General features: G+C 69.9%; 17 protein-coding genes and 1 tRNA gene. 12 read left to right on the top strand and 6 right to left on the bottom strand.

What is annotated here, in order from left to right; genetic code table 11:
• Nucleotides 1–12: 12 nt before the first annotated feature.
• Nucleotides 13–741 (bottom strand): zinc ribbon domain-containing protein, encoded by a 729-nt coding sequence (locus ACTJJP_RS02375; RefSeq protein ID WP_440773439.1) that lies wholly within the window; start codon nt 739–741, stop codon nt 13–15.
• A gap of 258 nt (nt 742–999) precedes the next feature.
• On the opposite strand from ACTJJP_RS02375, the gene ACTJJP_RS02370 reads away from it, so the two are divergent.
• Nucleotides 1,000–1,072 (top strand) — tRNA-Val (locus ACTJJP_RS02370).
• Between the two features lie 3 nt (nt 1,073–1,075).
• Here ACTJJP_RS02370 and ACTJJP_RS02365 read toward each other — a convergent pair.
• A complete protein-coding gene (locus tag ACTJJP_RS02365) occupies nt 1,076–1,771 on the bottom strand; it encodes a hypothetical protein (protein ID WP_440773438.1) in 696 nt (231 codons plus the stop codon).
• Between the two features lie 263 nt (nt 1,772–2,034).
• Between ACTJJP_RS02365 and aceE the strand changes: the two genes are divergently transcribed.
• The 6 genes from aceE (at nt 2,035) to ACTJJP_RS02335 (ending at nt 9,694) form a co-directional block, all read left to right on the top strand.
• Nucleotides 2,035–4,761 (top strand): pyruvate dehydrogenase (acetyl-transferring), homodimeric type, encoded by a 2,727-nt coding sequence (aceE, locus tag ACTJJP_RS02360; RefSeq protein ID WP_440773437.1) that lies wholly within the window; start codon nt 2,035–2,037, stop codon nt 4,759–4,761.
• 80 nt (nt 4,762–4,841) lie between these two features.
• The gene (locus ACTJJP_RS02355) at nt 4,842–6,065 is read left to right on the top strand and encodes a PucR family transcriptional regulator (protein WP_440773671.1); all 1,224 of its coding nucleotides are present in this window, start codon (nt 4,842–4,844) and stop codon (nt 6,063–6,065) included.
• Nucleotides 6,066–6,147: 82 nt separating this feature from the next.
• The gene (locus ACTJJP_RS02350) at nt 6,148–7,068 is read left to right on the top strand and encodes an ACP S-malonyltransferase (protein ID WP_440773436.1); all 921 of its coding nucleotides are present in this window, start codon (nt 6,148–6,150) and stop codon (nt 7,066–7,068) included.
• The gene (locus ACTJJP_RS02345) at nt 7,065–8,069 is read left to right on the top strand and encodes a beta-ketoacyl-ACP synthase III (protein WP_440773435.1); all 1,005 of its coding nucleotides are present in this window, start codon (nt 7,065–7,067) and stop codon (nt 8,067–8,069) included. The genes ACTJJP_RS02350 and ACTJJP_RS02345 overlap by 4 nt, the downstream gene beginning before the upstream one ends.
• Before the next feature lie 69 nt (nt 8,070–8,138).
• Nucleotides 8,139–8,387 (top strand): acyl carrier protein, encoded by a 249-nt coding sequence (locus tag ACTJJP_RS02340; RefSeq protein ID WP_022880558.1) that lies wholly within the window; start codon nt 8,139–8,141, stop codon nt 8,385–8,387.
• Nucleotides 8,388–8,455: 68 nt separating this feature from the next.
• Nucleotides 8,456–9,694, top strand: coding sequence for a beta-ketoacyl-[acyl-carrier-protein] synthase family protein (locus ACTJJP_RS02335; RefSeq protein ID WP_440773434.1), 1,239 nt, complete (start codon nt 8,456–8,458; stop codon nt 9,692–9,694).
• A gap of 267 nt (nt 9,695–9,961) precedes the next feature.
• Here ACTJJP_RS02335 and ACTJJP_RS02330 read toward each other — a convergent pair whose 3' ends face one another.
• From ACTJJP_RS02330 to ACTJJP_RS02320, 3 genes are all read right to left on the bottom strand, one after another.
• On the bottom strand, nt 9,962–10,465 hold the full coding sequence (locus ACTJJP_RS02330; RefSeq protein WP_183419759.1) for a DUF3145 domain-containing protein: 504 nt from the start codon (nt 10,463–10,465) through the stop codon (nt 9,962–9,964).
• Between the two features lie 118 nt (nt 10,466–10,583).
• Entirely contained in the window at nt 10,584–11,465 is an 882-nt protein-coding gene (locus tag ACTJJP_RS02325) for a hypothetical protein (RefSeq protein WP_440773433.1), read from the bottom strand.
• Nucleotides 11,466–11,544: 79 nt separating this feature from the next.
• Nucleotides 11,545–12,033, bottom strand: coding sequence for a hypothetical protein (locus ACTJJP_RS02320; protein WP_440773432.1), 489 nt, complete (start codon nt 12,031–12,033; stop codon nt 11,545–11,547).
• Nucleotides 12,034–12,177: 144 nt separating this feature from the next.
• Here ACTJJP_RS02320 and ACTJJP_RS02315 point away from each other — a divergent pair, with 144 nt between their 5' ends.
• Complete coding sequence (locus tag ACTJJP_RS02315) at nt 12,178–12,852, top strand: response regulator transcription factor (protein ID WP_440773431.1); 675 nt, start codon at nt 12,178–12,180, stop codon at nt 12,850–12,852.
• Nucleotides 12,849–14,267 (top strand): HAMP domain-containing sensor histidine kinase, encoded by a 1,419-nt coding sequence (locus tag ACTJJP_RS02310; RefSeq protein ID WP_440773430.1) that lies wholly within the window; start codon nt 12,849–12,851, stop codon nt 14,265–14,267. The genes ACTJJP_RS02315 and ACTJJP_RS02310 overlap by 4 nt, the downstream gene beginning before the upstream one ends.
• 49 nt (nt 14,268–14,316) lie before the next feature.
• On the opposite strand, the gene ACTJJP_RS02305 is transcribed toward ACTJJP_RS02310, so the two are convergent.
• Nucleotides 14,317–14,658, bottom strand: coding sequence for a DUF7882 family protein (locus ACTJJP_RS02305; protein WP_440773429.1), 342 nt, complete (start codon nt 14,656–14,658; stop codon nt 14,317–14,319).
• A gap of 257 nt (nt 14,659–14,915) precedes the next feature.
• Here ACTJJP_RS02305 and ACTJJP_RS02300 point away from each other — a divergent pair, with 257 nt between their 5' ends.
• From ACTJJP_RS02300 to ACTJJP_RS02290, 3 genes are read left to right on the top strand one after another with little or no spacing between them, the layout of a single operon-like run.
• Nucleotides 14,916–15,314 carry a GntR family transcriptional regulator gene (locus ACTJJP_RS02300; protein WP_440773428.1) on the top strand — a complete coding sequence of 133 codons (399 nt, stop codon included), beginning with the start codon at nt 14,916–14,918 and terminating at the stop codon, nt 15,312–15,314.
• Entirely contained in the window at nt 15,311–16,222 is a 912-nt protein-coding gene (locus tag ACTJJP_RS02295) for an ABC transporter ATP-binding protein (RefSeq protein ID WP_440773427.1), read from the top strand. The genes ACTJJP_RS02300 and ACTJJP_RS02295 overlap by 4 nt, the downstream gene beginning before the upstream one ends.
• Nucleotides 16,219–16,914, top strand: coding sequence for a hypothetical protein (locus ACTJJP_RS02290; protein ID WP_440773426.1), 696 nt, complete (start codon nt 16,219–16,221; stop codon nt 16,912–16,914). The genes ACTJJP_RS02295 and ACTJJP_RS02290 overlap by 4 nt, the downstream gene beginning before the upstream one ends.
• The last annotated feature ends 236 nt before the right edge of the window (nt 16,915–17,150 follow it).

The following is a 17,150-nucleotide window of genomic DNA, read 5'->3' as shown; positions in this document are numbered from 1 at the left end:
CGCCGGTCGGGGTCATCGGGATTCTTCGGTGCGAACGAGGATCGCGCCGCACTCGGGGCAGAACACCACCTCGTCGGTCTGCGAGCGGCGCACCACGTTGAGATCGCTGGGCGGGAGCACCATGCGGCACGCCTCGCACGCGCCGGCCTGGAGGAGTCCGGCCCCGTTGCCGCGCGACGCGAGGCGCTCGTAGAGAGCGAGAAGGTCAGCGGGGATGGAGGCGACGACGGCGTCGCGATCGCGACGCGCGCCCTCGAGCCGGGTCGTCGCGTCGGCGACGGTGGTCTTGGCCTCGGCGCTCAGCTGTGCGCCCTGCGCGTTGGTGTCGGCGATCAGGGCTTCTTGCTCGGCGACGGCCGCGTCGGCGGCCTCGAGGCGCTCCATGAGGACGATCTCGGTGTCTTCGAGGTCGTCTTTGCGGCGCCGCAGCGAGACCAGCTCGTTCTCGAAGCCCTGCGCCTGCTTCGCGTTCGACGAGGCGGCGAGCCGCTCGGTGTCGCGGGCGATGCGTGCGTCGACCACGGCGACGTCGGACTCGAGACGCTTCAGCTCGGCGGTGATGTCGTCACGCGCGTTCGCGCGCGACCCGAGCTCTTGCACGAGCACCCCCCGCTGCGCGATCAGGGCGCGGACGCGCTCGGCCTGCGGTGGGTTGCCGATGACCTTCTCGTCGCGGTGGATTCGCGCGTCGAGGTCGGCGAGGTCGAGCAGTTTGCGCTGGTCGGCGGGATCGGCATTCACGGGCTCCACGCTACCCCGGGGGTGGGACATCGGCGGTGCGTCGGCGGCGCCCGCGTCGGGTCCCGTGCACACCGGCGGGCGAACCCGCCGACACGCCGGCCCCCCCGTCATCCGGGAACGGCGTGTCGGTGAAACGCCCCTCCGACCTGCCGCGCGGGGTCAGATCCCTTCGAGCGACGCTTCTGCGGGCGAGATCGCGCGGGGCGGCGGCGGACCGGCGGGGACGGGGACGGCGCGGCGGTAGACTCGTGGCATCCCGGGCCTTTAGCTCAGCTGGTAGAGCGCCACGTTTACACCGTGGATGTCGTCGGTTCGATCCCGGCAGGGCCCACCCTCAGTTCAAGATGTTGACGCTCCGCGCGATCACCAACGCCAGCAGGATGAAGCCCGACACCGCCTGCACCATCATGAACAGCTTCGCGCGCGACGACAGCGGCATGACGTCCGTCGGGCTGAACGCCATCGCGTTGGATGCCGAGAAGTAGAGGTAGTCGACGTATCCCGGGGCCCAGTCCTCGACGTCGGAGGAACGGCGCCGCACCTCGCTCACCGCGTCACGGTCCGAGTCCTGCGGGAACTGGAAGTCGGCGGCGGGCAGGGCGTCGCGCGGGTCGCGGCGACGGGCGATGGGTCCTCCGCGGTCCATCTCCCAGTACACGACCGCGTACCCGATCACGTTGATCGCCCACACCTGCGCCGCACCCAGCAGCGTCGATGCGCCATCCCCCTCGCCCCGGAGCAGTTGGAGCACGAGCAATCCGAAGGCGAACTGATTCGCCAGCAGCAGAAGCGCCGTGAACGCCAGCGCGAAGCCCCGGCCCACACGGGAGTCGCGCGTCAGCCTCGCGGGATTGGTCACGACCATCGGGATCGCGCAGAGCGCGCCGGCGCCCACCACGATGTAGCGGAGGGCTCCCGACGCATCGCTCGGCAGCACCGCGTACAACCCTGCGCCGACGGCGAGGGCGATGAGCACCGGCCACCGGTGCTCGGGGCGGGTGCGGAACGCGGTCGGATCCTGCGGGCTCACGCGCTCAGGGTAGACCCGCGGCGCCCCGCTCCCGCGCTCGTGCGGCGGGGACCGGCATCCTTCATCGGGAGCACTCGGATGCCGCGGACGTCTCGACATCGAAGAGTCGCTGCGACCGTGGGGCGGGACGGGTCGGCACCGCGCGTCCGAGACGGTCCCGACTCGCTAGGGTGGACTCTGGTTGATTGTGCGGAGCAGACAAGGGTTGCCGCACTCGTATGGCGATTCTCTGGCATGACCTGCCAGACGACGAAAGGTCTTCCGTGACTGTTCACGACCAGGATCCGTATTCGCAGGGGCCGCAGGACAGCGACCCGGAAGAGACCGGGGAGTGGCAGGAGTCCCTGCGCCAGCTGGTCCAGGCCAAGGGCCCGGCCCGCGCGCGCGAGATCATGCTGAGCCTTCTCAAGGGCTCGAAGGAACTGCACCTCAACGTGCCGATGGTTCCCACCACCGACTACATCAACACCATCTCGCAGAAGAACGAGCCCGAGTTCCCCGGTGATGAGGAACTCGAGCGCCGTTACCGCAAGTGGATCCGCTGGAACGCCGCGGTCACCGTGCACCGCGCGCAACGCCCCGGCATCGGCGTCGGCGGCCACATCTCGACGTACGCCTCCTCGGCCGCGCTCTACGAAGTCGGTTTCAACCACTTCTTCCGCGGCCTCGACGACCCCTCGGGCGGCGACCAGATCTTCATCCAGGGCCACGCCTCCCCCGGCGCCTACGCCCGCGCCTACCTCGAGGGTCGTCTCACCGAGGCGCAGCTCGACGGTTTCCGCCAGGAGAAGTCCGCCGCCCCCAACGGCATCCCCTCGTACCCGCACCCGCGCCTCATGCCGGAGTTCTGGCAGTTCCCGACGGTGTCGATGGGCCTGGGCCCGATCAACGCGATCTACCAGGCGATGTCGAACAAGTACATCGCCAACCGCGGCATCAAAGACGTCGGCGACTCGCAGGTCTGGGCCTACCTCGGCGACGGCGAGATGGACGAGGTCGAGAGCCGCGGCCAGCTGCAGGTCGCGGCCAACGAGGGCCTCGACAACCTGAACTTCATCATCAACTGCAACCTCCAGCGCCTCGACGGCCCCGTCCGCGGCAACGGCAAGATCATCCAGGAGCTCGAGAGCTTCTTCCGCGGTGCCGGCTGGAACGTCATCAAGGTCGTCTGGGGTCGCGAGTGGGACGACCTGCTCGCCCGCGACACCGAGGGTGCGCTGCTCAACCTCATGAACACCACCCCCGACGGCGACTACCAGACCTACAAGGCCGAGAACGGCGCCTACGTGCGCGAGAACTTCTTCGGTCGCGACCCGCGTGCCCTCGAACTCGTCAAGGACTTCACCGACGATCAGGTCTGGGGCCTCAAGCGCGGAGGACATGACTACCGCAAGGTCTACGCGGCGTTCAAGGCGGCGGCCGAACACAAGGGCCAGCCCACCGTCATCCTCGCCAAGACCATCAAGGGTTACGGCCTCGGCCCCCACTTCGAGGGCCGCAACGCCACGCACCAGATGAAGAAGCTGACGCTCGACGACCTCAAGTCGTTCCGCGACGCGATGGACATCCCCGTCACCGACGCGCAGCTCGAAGAGAACCCGTACCAGCCGCCGTACTACACCCCCGGCGAGAAGGACGAGACGATCCAGTACATGCTGGAGCGCCGCCGCTCGCTCGGCGGGTTCCTGCCGGAGCGTCGCACCACTCACGTCGGTCTCGAGCTCCCCGGGGATGCCGCGTACGCCCTGCCCAAGAAGGGCTCGGGCACGCAGGAGATCGCCACGACCATGGCGTTCGTGCGTCTGCTGAAAGACCTGTTGCGGGTCAAGGACTTCGGTCACCGCATCGTGCCGATCATCCCCGACGAGGCGCGCACGTTCGGTATGGACGCGTACTTCCCCACGGCGAAGATCTACAACCCGAAAGGCCAGCACTACACCTCGGTCGACCGCGAGCTCCTGCTGGCCTACAAGGAGAGCCCGCAGGGTCAGATCGTGCACGTCGGCATCAACGAGGCGGGCGCCCTCGCGGCGTTCACCGCGGCGGGCACGGCCTACTCGACCCACGGCGAACCGCTCATCCCGGTCTACGTCTTCTACTCGATGTTCGGCTTCCAGCGCACCGGCGATGCCCAGTGGGCCGCCGGCGACCAGATGGCGCGCGGATTCATCATCGGCGCGACCGCGGGGCGCACCACCCTGACGGGTGAGGGTCTGCAGCACGCGGACGGCCACTCGCAGCTGCTCGCCTCCACGAACCCGGCGACCGTGTCGTACGACCCGGCCTACGGCTACGAGATCTCGCACATCGTGCGCTCGGGTATCGAGCGGATGTACGGCGGCAACCACCCCGACCCCAACGTCATGTACTACATGACGGTCTACAACGAGCCCTACGTGCAGCCGGCAGAGCCCGACGGTGTCGACGTCGACGGGATCGTCCGCGGCATCCACCACATCTCGTCCGGAGAGGGCGACGGTCCCCGCACGCAGCTGCTGGCGTCGGGTGTGGGTGTGCCGTGGGCGCACGAGGCCCAGCGTCTGCTCAAGGACGACTGGGGCGTCGTCGCCGACGTGTGGTCGGTCACCTCGTGGACGGAGCTGCGCCGCGACGGTCTCGCCGCCGACGAGCACAACTTCCTCCACCCCGACGAGGAGCCCCGCGTGGCCTACCTCACCGACAAGCTCAAGGAGGCGGAGGGCCCGGTCATCGCGGTCAGCGACTGGATGCACGCCGTCCAGGACCAGATCCGTCAGTGGGTTCCGCAGAACTACTGGACCCTCGGCGCCGACGGCTTCGGCTTCTCCGACACCCGTGCCGCGGCCCGTCGCTTCTTCAAGATCGACGGCCCCTCGCTCGCCGTCCGCGCCCTGCAGGCGCTGGCCGCGGAGGGCAAGATCGACCGCGGCGTCGTCGGACAGGCGATCGAGAAGTACCGCCTGCACGACGTCAACGCCGGCACCAGCGGCAACGCGGGTGGCGAGGCCTGATCCACGTGACGGACTCCACCGTCGGACCCGGTTCCCCCGCTTCGGGCGGAGCCGGGTCCGACCGGTCTCCGGGCCAGGACGTGCGTGATGCGGCGGCCGTCGAGAAAGCCGAGACGCTCGCGTGGCTCCGGCGGATCTCGGGCGATCTCGCCACCGCGACCATCCAGCGTCTCGAAGAGACCCTGCCCTGGTACGCCGAGATGCCGCCGGCGCGGCGTTCCGCCGTCGGGCTCGTGGCACAGGCCGGCATCACCTCGTTCCTGCAGTGGTTCGAGGAGCCGGCGTCCACTCCCGCCATCGCGGCCGACATCTTCGCCGCCGCCCCTCGCGAGCTGCTGCGCAGCGTCAGCCTGACCCAGACGCTGCAGCTCGTTCGCGTCACCGTCGAGGTGATGGAGGAGCGGGTCGCCGGCCGCAGCGAGAAGGTGCGCGAGGCGATGCTGTCGTATTCGCGCGAGGTGGCGTTCGCCGCCGCCGACGTCTACGCCCGCGCCGCCGAGGCGCGCGGCCTGTGGGACGCCCGCCTCGAGGCCCTCGTCGTCGACTCGATCCTCACCGGTGAGGCCGACGACGAACTCCCCAGCCGTATCGCCGCCCTCGGATGGCACGGCCACGGCGAGGTCTCGGTGCTGGTGGGCACGACTCCTCCGCAGCTCGACGTCGATCAGGTCCGTCGAACCGCGCGAAAGCTCGGCGTCGACGTGCTCATCGGGGTGCAGGGGCTCCGTCTCGTGCTCGTGCTCGGTCGCGCCGACCTGCCCGCCCGCGGCGGCGCCGAGATCGCCGAGCTGCCCTTCACCGACATCGCCAAACGGCTCGAGCCCAGCTTCGGTACGGGTCACCTCGTGCTCGGACCCGCCGTCCCGGCCCTCGTCGACGCCGGTCAGAGCGCCCGGGCCGCACTCGCGGGTTTCGCGGTCGCCCGCGCGTGGAGGCACGCCCCGCGGCCCGTCGAAGCCGACGATCTGCTGCCCGAGCGCGCCCTGGCGGGTGACGCGGTGGCCAAGCAGACGCTCGTCGACCGCGTGTACCGTCCTCTGCACGCGCACAGCGCCGATCTCGTCGCGACGCTGTGGAGCTACCTCGACAACGGTCGGTCGTTGGAGGCGACGGCCCGCGAGCTGTATGTGCACCCCAACACCGTGCGCTATCGCCTGAAGCGCGTCTCCGAGGTCATCGGATGGGATGCCACGGGCCCGCGCGAGGCGCTCATCCTGCAGACGGCGCTCATCCTCGGATCGATCGGCACCGACGCCACGCGGCGTCGCGGCACGGGGAAACGGCGGCCGTCACCGCCGCAGTGATGCACGGCACGCACAAAGACACGCCGCATATCTGTGTCGATATCTCCAGAAGCGGTCGCTCGATCCCTGTCAGGATGGACTCGTGATCATCGCCGTCTTCCCGGGACAGGGTTCGCAGACCCCCGGATTCCTCACCCCGTGGCTCGAACTCGACGGAGTACGTGAGCGCCTCGAGGCCTTCTCCGAGCAGTCGGGCGTCGACCTAATCGCCGCCGGCACCGAGTGGGACGCCGATCGGATCCGTGACACGGCCGTCGCCCAGCCGCTCATCGTGGCGGCGAGCCTGGTGTCGTGGGCGGTGCTGAACGAACGGGCCGGCGCTCCGGTGGCGGGTGTCGCGGGTCACTCGGTCGGCGAGATCGCCGCACTGGCGGCATCCGGAGTGCTGAGCGACGCCGATGCGCTGCGCCTGGTGGGCCTGCGGGGTCGCGCCATGGCGGATGCCGCAGCGTCCGTCGAGACCGGCATGAGCGCCGTCGTGGGGGGAGACGAGACCGCCGTGCTCGAGCGACTCGGAACTCTCGGCCTCACCCCCGCCAACTACAACGGCGGCGGCCAGATCGTCGCGGCGGGCGAGAAGCCCGCCCTCGCCGAGCTCGCGGCCGAGGGTTCGCGCGGCGCGCGCGTGATCGCGCTGCAGGTCGCCGGTGCGTTCCACACCCGCTTCATGGAGCCCGCCGTGGACGCTCTCCGCACCGCGGCCGCCGACGTCGCCGTGTCCGACCCGGCAACGACGCTGTGGACCAACTCCGACGGCTCCGTCGTCGCCGACGGCCGTCGCGCGCTCGACCTGCTGGTCGCGCAGGTCGCCTCCCCCGTGCGCTGGGACCGCTGCATGGCATCCTTCGCCGAGCACGGTGTGACCGGCATCATCGAACTCGCCCCCGCGGGCGCGCTGACCGGGCTCGCCAAACGAGCCCTGCGCGGCACGCCCACCGTGGCGGTCAAGACCCCCGACGACCTCGACGCGGCCGTCTCACTCCTGAAGGAAGACCAGGCATGAGCACCCCCACCCTCCGTCAGCTGCAGGGCCCCGCCCACACGCGGATCTACGCGTACGGCGCCGCTCGAGGCGAGAACTTCGTGCCCAACGACGACCTCGTCGGCCCCATCGACTCCAGCGACGAGTGGATCCGCCAGCGCACCGGCATCGTCACCCGCGTGCGGGCGAACAAAGAGACGGATGCCATCGACCTGGCCACCGCGGCTGCTCGTGAGGCGGTCGAGAAATCGGGTGTCGCACCCGCCGACATCGACGCGGTGATCGTGGCGACCATCAGCAACCCCAAGCAGACGCCGTCGGCCTCGGCCATCGTGGCCGACCGCATCGGCGCGAACCCCGCAGCCGCCTACGACGTCAACGCCGCGTGCGCCGGATTCGCCTACGGCGTCGGTCAGGCCGATGCGCTCGTGCGCGCGGGCTTGGCGAAGCACGTCGTCGTGGTGGGTGCTGAGAAGCTCAGCGACATCGTCGATCCCACCGATCGCAGCATCTCGTTCCTGCTCGGCGACGGTGCGGGCGCCGTCGTGGTCGGTCCGAGCGACACGCCGGGCATCGGCCCGACCGTCTGGGGATCCGACGGATCGAAGGCGGATGCCGTGGGTATGAACGCCACGCTCACCGACTTCCGCGACGGCAACGCCGCGTGGCCCACCCTGCGCCAGGAGGGGCCCACCGTGTTCCGCTGGGCCGTCTGGGAGATGGTCAAGGTCGCCCGTCAGGCGATCGAAGCCGCGGGCATCGAGCCCGCGGACCTCGCGGCGTTCGTGCCGCACCAGGCGAACATGCGCATCATCGACGAGTTCGCCAAGCAGCTGGGCCTGCCCGAGACGGTCGTCATCGGCCGTGACATCGAGACCACGGGCAACACCTCGGCGGCATCCATCCCGTTGGCCACCCACCGTCTGCTCGAGGAACATCCCGAGCTCAGCGGCGGACTCGCGCTCCAGATCGGCTTCGGCGCCGGCCTCGTGTTCGGCGCGCAAGTCGTCGTCCTCCCCTGACGCACGGTCGTCGAACCCTAAACTGATCCGGGCTCGTTCGGGCCCACCCCAAGAAAAACAGGAGACATCATGGCATTCACCAACGACGAGGTTCTCGCCGGCCTTGCCGAGCTCATCACCGACGAGACCGGTATCTCGGCCGACGAGGTCGCCCTCGAGAAGTCGTTCACCGACGACCTCGACATCGACTCGATCTCGATGATGACGATCGTCGTCAACGCCGAGGAGAAGTTCGGCGTCACCATCCCCGACGACGAGGTCAAGAACCTCAAGACCGTCGGCGACGCCGTGACCTTCATCACGTCGAACCAGTCCTGACATCTCCCGGTGGGGGCTCCGGCCCCCACCGGTCACGACCCGTCGGCCGCACCAAGGATTCTTCGCTCATGAGCACACCCCGCATCGTCGTCACCGGTATCGGTGCCACCTCGCCCATCGGCGGCACCGCCCCCGAGAGCTGGTCGGCGCTGCTCGCCGGCACCTCCGGCGCGCGCACCCTCGAGCACGAGTGGGTCGAGAAGTACAACCTGCCCGTCACCTTCGCCGCCGAGGCCCTCGTGCGTCCGGAGACGGTCCTCGATCGTCCGGTCGCCAAGCGTCTCGACCCCTCGTCGCAGCTCGCGATCGTCGCGGCGAAAGAGGCGTGGGAAGATGCCGGCGCCCCCGACATCGACCCCGACCGCCTGGGCGTCGACTTCGCCACCGGCATCGGAGGCGTCTGGACGCTGCTCGATGCCTGGGACACCCTGCGCGAGAAGGGCCCGCGCCGCGTCATGCCGATGACGGTGCCGATGCTCATGCCCAACGCCGCGGCGGGCAACCTGTCGCTGCACTTCAACGCCCGTGCGTTCGCCCGCACGGTGGCCTCGGCCTGCGCGTCGAGCACCGAGTCGATCGTCAACGCCGTGCAGCACATCCGCGACGGCCTCGCCGACGTCGTGATCGCCGGTGGCACCGAGTCGGCGATCCACCCGATCACCATCGCCTCGTTCGCCTCGATGCAGGCGCTGTCCAAGCGCAACGACTCTCCCGAGACGGCGTCGCGTCCGGCCAGCATCGACCGCGACGGTTTCGTCATGGGCGAGGGTGCGGGTGTGCTGATCCTCGAGACCGAGGAGCACGCCAAGGCCCGAGGCGCGAAGATCTACGCGTCGATCGTGGGCGGCGGCGTCACCGCCGACTCGTACCACATCACCGCGAACGACCCCGAGGGTCACGGTGCCGCGCGCGCCGTGCGCATGGCCCTCGAGATGGCCGGGGCATCGGCCGACGACGTCACGCACATCAACGCGCACGCCACCTCGACCCCCGTCGGCGACCCGAACGAGTACCGGGCGCTGCACACGGTGTTCGGCGACCGGATCGACGAGATCCCCGTGTCGGCCACCAAGGCGTCGACCGGGCACCTGCTCGGCGGCACCGGTGCCCTGGAGGCCATCTTCACGGTGCTGGCGCTGCAGGACCGCGTCGCCCCGCCCACGATCAACCTCACCGAGCAGGACCCCGACGTCCCGTTCGCGCTGTCGGGTTCGCCCGTCGGGCTCGGCGCCGGCGATCAGCTCGCCATCAGCAACTCGTTCGGCTTCGGCGGACACAACGCCGTCGTCGCGATCGCCTCGGTCTGACGCCGCCTGGCGCGCACCGACCGCTCACGACACCCGGGCCCTGGTCAGCGGCATCCGGGTCTCCTACACGGCCGACGGGCTGACAGTTCCGTTCGACGGCAGCCTGCATCACGCTGTGAGACCGAGAACGCCCCCGGGCGTCCCCACGAAGATCGGGGATGCCCGGGGGCGTTCGTCGTGCCGGGTCGGGGATACGCGGTCTCGGTGCCGGGGGTGTTCACCGGCCTCCGGTAGTGGCGCCTCTCCGCCGACGTTCCGTGGCGGCGCTCAACCCACCTTGTGGAGCCAGACGATCTGCTGATCGTCTCCCGCGTGACGGAAGGGCTCCAGCTCTTCGTCCCACGCGGAACCGAGGGCGATGTCGAGTTCGCGTTGCAGCTCGAACAGGTCACCGGCGGCGACCTCCATCGCGTAGCGCACGCGATCCTCGCCGATGACGACATTGCCCGCAGCATCCGTTTGGGCATAGTGGATGCCGAGGCCCGGCGTGTGCATCCACCGTCCGCCGTCGCTGCGGGGAGTGGGATCCTCGCTCACTTCGAAGCGCAGGTGCTCCCAGCCGCGAATGGCGCTCGCGAGAGCGGCACCGGAGCCCACCGGGCCCTCCCAGTAGAATTCCGCGCGGCGGCTGCCCACGAGCACGGGTTGATCGGCCCAGTCGAAGTTGACGGCGCGGCCGAGAGCGCGTCCTACCGCCCACTCGAGGTGGGGGCACAACGCGCGGGGCGCGGAGTGGATCAGGATCACTCCGCGCGAAGACGTGATCGCCATGGTCTCTCCTTCGTCAGGTACGTCTTCCCCTACGACCTGGGCTGGAGTGTGGCGAGTGTTCGGTTGTCCGGCCATTATCGCCCGCGCATAACGAAATCACAACACTGTGATTCCGGCGTCAGGCGAACCAGAGGGCCCAGTAAAGAGCGAAATTGCGATTGCCGTACGCGGAGCAGTCGTCTCCGGTCCCCCACCGCGCGGCGAGAGCAGCCGGGTTCGGTTGGTACGGCGTGTAGTTGTACAGCGCAGCCGTCGCCTCATTGGTGATCGTCACGTCGGTTCCGCCGCACGCCGGGTCGGGCGAGTAGGCGATGTAGTGCGTCCCCGGTTGGCGCATGAAATCGGAGGCACTGTACGACTTCAGGTCGGTCGCGCCCTGGGCCACCTGGTCGGCGAAACCTGCGGCGCCGGGGTCGCAGGCCGCGTCGTCGGGACAGCGCGCGCCCATGGCCGCGCCGAGCTGTCGCGGTGTGGGTGCACGCGCGGTGCGCCCCGAGATGAGACTCTGCTCTTTCTGAAGGGTCACCAGCAGCACCTTCGCCGAGATCCCGCACGCGCGCTGCACGCGGTCGATGACCTCGGCCGCGCTGAGATCGCCGCCCTCGAAACCCTTGCAGACGGTCTCGCCCGTCGTGTTCGACACCACCGGATCGCGCCCCTCGACCGTCATCCGCAGACGCGCAAGACAGGAATCGGTCGCGCACCGGCCGACGTGTTCGTCGAGGAAGCGCTGGATCTCGTCGGCGGTCAGGGCGTCGCCGTCGTAGAAGTCCTCGTCGCTGATCAGCGTTCCCGGGTCGAAGCCGGAGAGGTCGACGGCGTCGCGCCGCGCCTCGGCGTTCCACTCGGTGTTCCACGCGGACGTCAGCGACACCAGCGGCACGATGGCGAGGACGACGAGGGTGATCAGCCCGGCCGCGACGAGGCCGAAGACGACGCGACGACGACGGAGCACACGCGCGCGGGTCGTGCGGCGGCGCCGCGTGCCTGATCTCGCCACCCTCCGATCGTGCCGTACCGCGCTGACCGCGCGCTGNGCGCGGTCGCGGACTTCACGGGACGGCTCGTGCGACCGGCGATCAGCTGCCGGGCTGGGCCGGCGGGGTCGGAGCCGTGCCCTCGGCGGGCGGGGTCGGAGCGGTGCCCTCGGCGGGCGGGGTGGGCTTGTCGCCCTCGGCCTTCGGTCCGTGCCCGGGGCCGGCGGGACCGCCGCCGGGTCCGCACTCGCCCGGACCGGAACCCTCGCCCGGTGCGGGCGGAGTCGGCGCGGTGCCGTCCGCGGGCGGTGTGGGCGTGCTGCCGTCGGCGGGGGCGCCGGTGGGCGTCGCGCTGGGGGTGGTGCCCGACCCGGGGCCGACCGAGCCGCCGTCGGCGCTGGGCGCGGAGGTGGCCGCGGCCACCGACGAACCGCCGTTGGTCTGTGCGGCCAGGGCGGCGCTTCCACCGGTCAGGCCCACGGCCACGATGACCGCTCCCGCGATGAGTGCGGGCCGACGCCACGAGCGGCGGTGCGGTTCGGTGGTGTCGTCCAGTCGCGGCAGCGGGGTGGTGGGATTGTCGTCGTTCATCATCTTCCTCTCGCCGGTGGCGTTCACCGGCTCTGAGACCAGACTTGGAGCCGGGACTGAAGCGAACCTGAAGCTCAGGCACGACCGGTCACCGCATACGCAAGCCATAACCGGCGTACAGCGGACGCCTCTATCGTCGGGCGAATGTCCCCCGCCGCCCGTGTGCTCGTCGTCGACGATGACGAGACGATCCGCCTGAGTGTGGCGACGGCTTTGCGCGCTGAGGGTTTCGTCACCGATGTGGCCCCCGACGGCGTGGACCTGGCCGAACGCCTGAACTCCTTCCGCCCCGACCTCGTCGTGCTGGACTGGATGATGCCCGGGCCGAGTGGCATCCGGTTGCTCCCGGTCGTGCGCGCAGCGGGCGACGCCGCCGTGATCATGCTGACCGCCCGCGACGAGGTCGACGACCGGTTGCGCGGTTTCGCCGAGGGAGCCGACGACTACGTGCTGAAGCCCTTCACGATGGCGGAGCTCGTCGCGCGCGCGGGGGCGGTGCTGCGGCGGCGGGGGCGGCTGCCCCAGACGATCTCGGTCGGCGACCTCGTCGTGGATCCGGATGCCACGACCGCCCATCGCGCGGGGGCGGTGCTGGATCTGACGGCCACCGAGTTCCGTCTGCTGCACCTTTTGACCGAGGCACGCGGGCGGACGTTGTCGAAGGCGCAGATCCTCACGCAGGTGTGGGGGTACGACGATTACGACCCCAACCTCGTTGAGGTGCACCTCAGCGCACTGCGGCGCAAGATGGAACAGCACGGTCCGCGTCTCATCCACACCGTGCGCGGTCTCGGCTACCGCTTGAGCGTCGCACCGTGAGCGCCCTGCCGCCGCTGCGATCGGGCTCGTTGCGACGCCGGACGATCGTCGCCGTGCTCGCCCTCGTCGCGCTGCTTCTGGTGGTGCTGGCCGTCGTCGTCGACATCGCGCTGGGTGCGCGTCTGCGCGGACAGATCGAGGACCGACTCCGCGACCGGGCCGCCGCGGCCGCGTCGCTCGTGGGTACGGTCGATGACGCCGACCTCGCCGAGCGTCTGTCGTATCAGGGCTTGGCGGTGCGGATCGACGGGGCCGGTGGTGATTCGGTCGTCGCGGGTCCCAGCCCCGACCAATTGCGCGACGGTCCCCCGGGGCCGGGCGAGGGGCCGGGGGCGGGCGATCGGTCGGTGCCGCAGCCCACGGCCTCCGGGAGCGTGGCGGTCGTGGCATCCGACGTGTCCGGCGACGACCAGCTCGTGACGCTGCGCTCGACCCTGAGCGACGGCTCCACCCTGACGCTGACGGCATCGGCGGTCGGAGTGGGTGAGACGCTCGTTCAGGTGCGGTGGATCATGGCCCTGGCATCCGCCGGCGTCCTCCTGCTGGCCGCCGGGGCGGTGACCCTCGTGGTGCGCCGCAGCCTCGGGCCCCTCGAGCAGGTGTCGCAGGTCGCGCGGGCCATCGGTGCCGGTGAGCGGGAGCGGCGGCTGCGGCCGACGCGGTCCGACACCGAGATCGGCCGGGTCGCTACGGCGCTCGACGACATGCTCGACGACGTCGTGGGGGCCGAACAGGCGGCGCGCGACGCCGAGGCGCGTCTGAGGGCCTTCCTCTCCGACGCCGCGCACGAGTTGCGCACGCCGGTCGCCGGCATCCGCGCCGCCGCCGACACCCTCGTGCGCGCGGACCTCGACGGGCCCGAGCGCGATCAGCTCGCGGCACACGTCGCCCGGGAGGCCACCCGAGCATCGCGGCTGATCGACGATCTGCTGACCATGGCCCGTGTCGACCGCGGCCTCGAGCTCGACGTCGTCGATGCCGACCTGCGCGCGGTGGTCGAGGCCGAGGTGCGCCGGGTGCCGCTCGTACATCCCTCGCTGCGGATCCGCACGGAGATCGCCGATGCCGCCGTGCCCGTCCGCATCGACGTCGACCGTATCGCTCAGGTGTTGTCGAATCTCGTCGAGAACGCCGCCCGGGCGACGGGAGGGCGCGGATCGGTGGTCCTCACGGTCGATCGTGCGGGCGAGGACGCACGGGTCACGGTCGACGATGACGGACCCGGGGTCGCCGATGAAGATCGCGAGCGCATCTTCGACAGGCTGGTGCGACTCGACGAGGGACGAGTCTCCTCGGGCGGAGTGGGTCTCGGTCTCCCGATCGCCCGAGGCATCGCACGCGCGCACGGCGGCGACGTGCGATGCGAACCCGGGACGACCGGGGCACGGTTCGTGTTGACGGTGCCGCGGGGCTGAGGCCACCGGCCCCGCGACACCGGACGCGCCGTTCGGCGCTCCGACGGGGTCAGGGACGCGCGGGGCCGCCCACGGTCTGGCGGGGCATGGCGGAGGGCGGAGCGATTCCGGCCGCTGTCAGTGTCAGGCCGTCGGCGCCGCTGGCGTCGTGCATCATCTGGTCGACCAGGTTGCGATCGATGGCGGGCTCTCGTCCGCCGTAGAACTGCATGACGAGCGCGTTGGACGCGTGGATCCAGAGGCTGGCCTGGCGCACGCCCTCGTTGACGGGGAGCTGGAGCATGAAGCCCTCGTTGCGTCGGAGTTTGTTCATCACGACGATGCGGAGGTGAGCGAGGATGCGGTCGTCGATGTCGAACGATGCACGGTCTCGGTAGATGAGGCGTCCCACGGCTGATCCTTTTCTGGCGCGCCGAAGCGTTCCGGTTGAGCAAGGGCGGGACCACGCCGGGAAGCGAGGCAATGCGGGAACTCAAGTATTTCACCGCCGAAGACCTATCGGCCACGTCCGACCGATATATCGCCCGGAGATAGTTCACCTGTGGACAGAGCGGACGTCCTCGCCGACACGTGACGCCGTCTTGACGAGATGGCGCGGCATGTTGCATGGTTACCTAGTCAACTAATTAACCAGCAAACGGAGGTCGCATGATCGACGACGGCAGAGCGCTGTTCCTCCAGGTAGCCGAGGGCGTGGAGGACCAGATCGTCGACGGTTCACTCCCGGAGGAGAGCCGCGCGCCCTCCACCAACGAACTGGCCGCCTTCCACCGCATCAATCCCGCCACCGCCGCGAAAGGAATCGCCGTGCTCGTCGACAAGGGAGTTCTCTACAAGCGCCGAGGAATCGGCATGTTCGTCGCAGACGGCGCCCGCGAACGGCTCCTGGGCGAGCGGCGATCCGCGTTCGCGGATCGCTTCCTGGATCCGCTCCTGAGCGAGGCGCGCACGCTCGGCCTCGGCCCCGACGACCTCGCAGAGCTCATCCGCGAGCGAGCCGCTCTGGCCTCCTCCCCCGCTCACCTCACCGAAGGGACCGCACGATGACCGCCGTGATCGAGGTCGCCGGCCTCCACAAGCGCTACCGCGACACCGACGCGCTGACCGATGTGTCGTTCGCCGTCGAGGCGGATGCGATCTACGGTCTGCTCGGACGCAACGGCGCAGGCAAGACCACCCTCATGTCCATCCTCACCGCGCAGAACTTCGCGACCGCCGGGCACGTCCGGGTCTTCGGAGAAGACCCGTACGAGAACGCGCGTGTGCTGTCGCGCATGTGCTTCGTGCGCGAGAGCCAGAAGTATCCGGATGACGCCAAGCCCCGTCACGCGTTCGAGGCGGCGCGACTGTTCTTCCCGAACTGGGACGACGACCTCGCCCGGGACCTGATCGCGGCGTTCCAGCTCCCCGTCGGACGCACGATCAAGAAGCTGTCGCGCGGCCAGCTCTCGGCGGTGGGAGTGGTGATCGGTCTCGCCTCGCGGGCCGAGATCACCTTCTTCGACGAGCCCTACCTGGGTCTCGACGCCGTCGCTCGGCAGGTCTTCTACGACCGGCTGCTGCAGGACTACTCGCAGCACCCGCGCACGATCATCCTGTCGAGTCACCTGATCGACGAGGTCGCCAACCTGCTCGAACGCGTCATCGTGCTCGACGGGGGTCGCGTCGTGATGGACGAGGAGACGGATGCCGTGCGCCAACGTGCGGCCACGATCGTCGGCGACGCCGCAGCGGTCGACGCCTTCTGCGCGGGTCGCGAGATCCTGCACCGCGAGACGCTGGGCCGCTCCGCCTCGGTCACGATCCTGGGCGAGCTGGCATCCGCCGACCGCCGCACTCTGGCGGAGGCGCGACTGGAGGTCGCCCCGGTGTCGCTGCAGGAGTTCATCGTGCGATCGACCCAGCGCGCAGCGGGAACGTCGATCGCCCCCACCCAGGAAGGAGCGTTGCGATGAACCGCGCGCTGAACGTCGTCCGTCTGCAGCTCATCAACCGTCAGACCTTCGTCTGGATCCCGCTCATCATCCTGTTCGGCTCGCTGGCGATCAGCCTGCTGCTCTACGGCATCATCCAGTCGTCGGGCGCCCGAGGGGTGATGATCAGCGGCGGGGCGCAGGCGCCACTGTGGTACTTCGGCGTCATCGGTGCGCAGGCGCTGACGCGCACGTTCCCCTTCTCGCAGGCGATGAGCGTCACCCGTCGGAACTTCTTCGTCGGGACGCTCCTCACGGCGGCGCTCACCGCCGGACTTCTCTCGGTCGTGTTCGTCGTCGGTGGGCTGGTCGAGCAGGCCACGAACGGGTACGGCATCAACGGCTGGTTCTTCTACTTCCCGTGGGTGTGGGAGGCGGGCCCGGTGGCCGCCGGGGTGGCCTACTTCGCCCTGGCCATGTTCGCCTTCGTCGTGGGATTCTGGGCGGCGACGATCTTCAAGCGCTTCGGCGGGCTGGTGACCGCTGCCACGCTGGTCGGCGTCGGGCTCGCTCTGGTCGCGGCCGCGTGGCTCATCACGGCGACCCGCTCGTGGGCGAGCGTCGGCGAGACCGTGGTGACGCTGGGGGCCTTCGGGCTGGCCGTCTGCGGCATCGTGGTCACGATCGTGCTTGCCGTGTCGTCGTTCGCGACGTTGCGCCGCGCGATTCCCTGATCAGGGGGATGACGGGCCGGATCGCAAGGGGCGGTTCGGCCCGTTCGCGGCGTCGGGGGCCGCGGTTGTGTCTCGTCGGCGTGCTGAGGTGGTCTGTTCTCGTCGCCCGGGGGCCGAGGGACTGCGCGCCCCGGTATCGAGGCGAATCCCCAGCCTGGCTCACCCCCCTGTCGGTAGGGTCGAAGAGATCTCCGATCATCCGACCCACGAGAGAGAAAACCCGTGAGCCAACACCG

The organism is Microbacterium sp. 22296 (assembly GCF_052045385.1).
In the GTDB taxonomy this organism is placed as follows: Bacteria; Actinomycetota; Actinomycetes; order Actinomycetales; family Microbacteriaceae; genus Microbacterium.
Note: the sequence above shows the minus strand (reverse complement) of the source record. Positions and strands in the feature narration are given on the sequence as shown.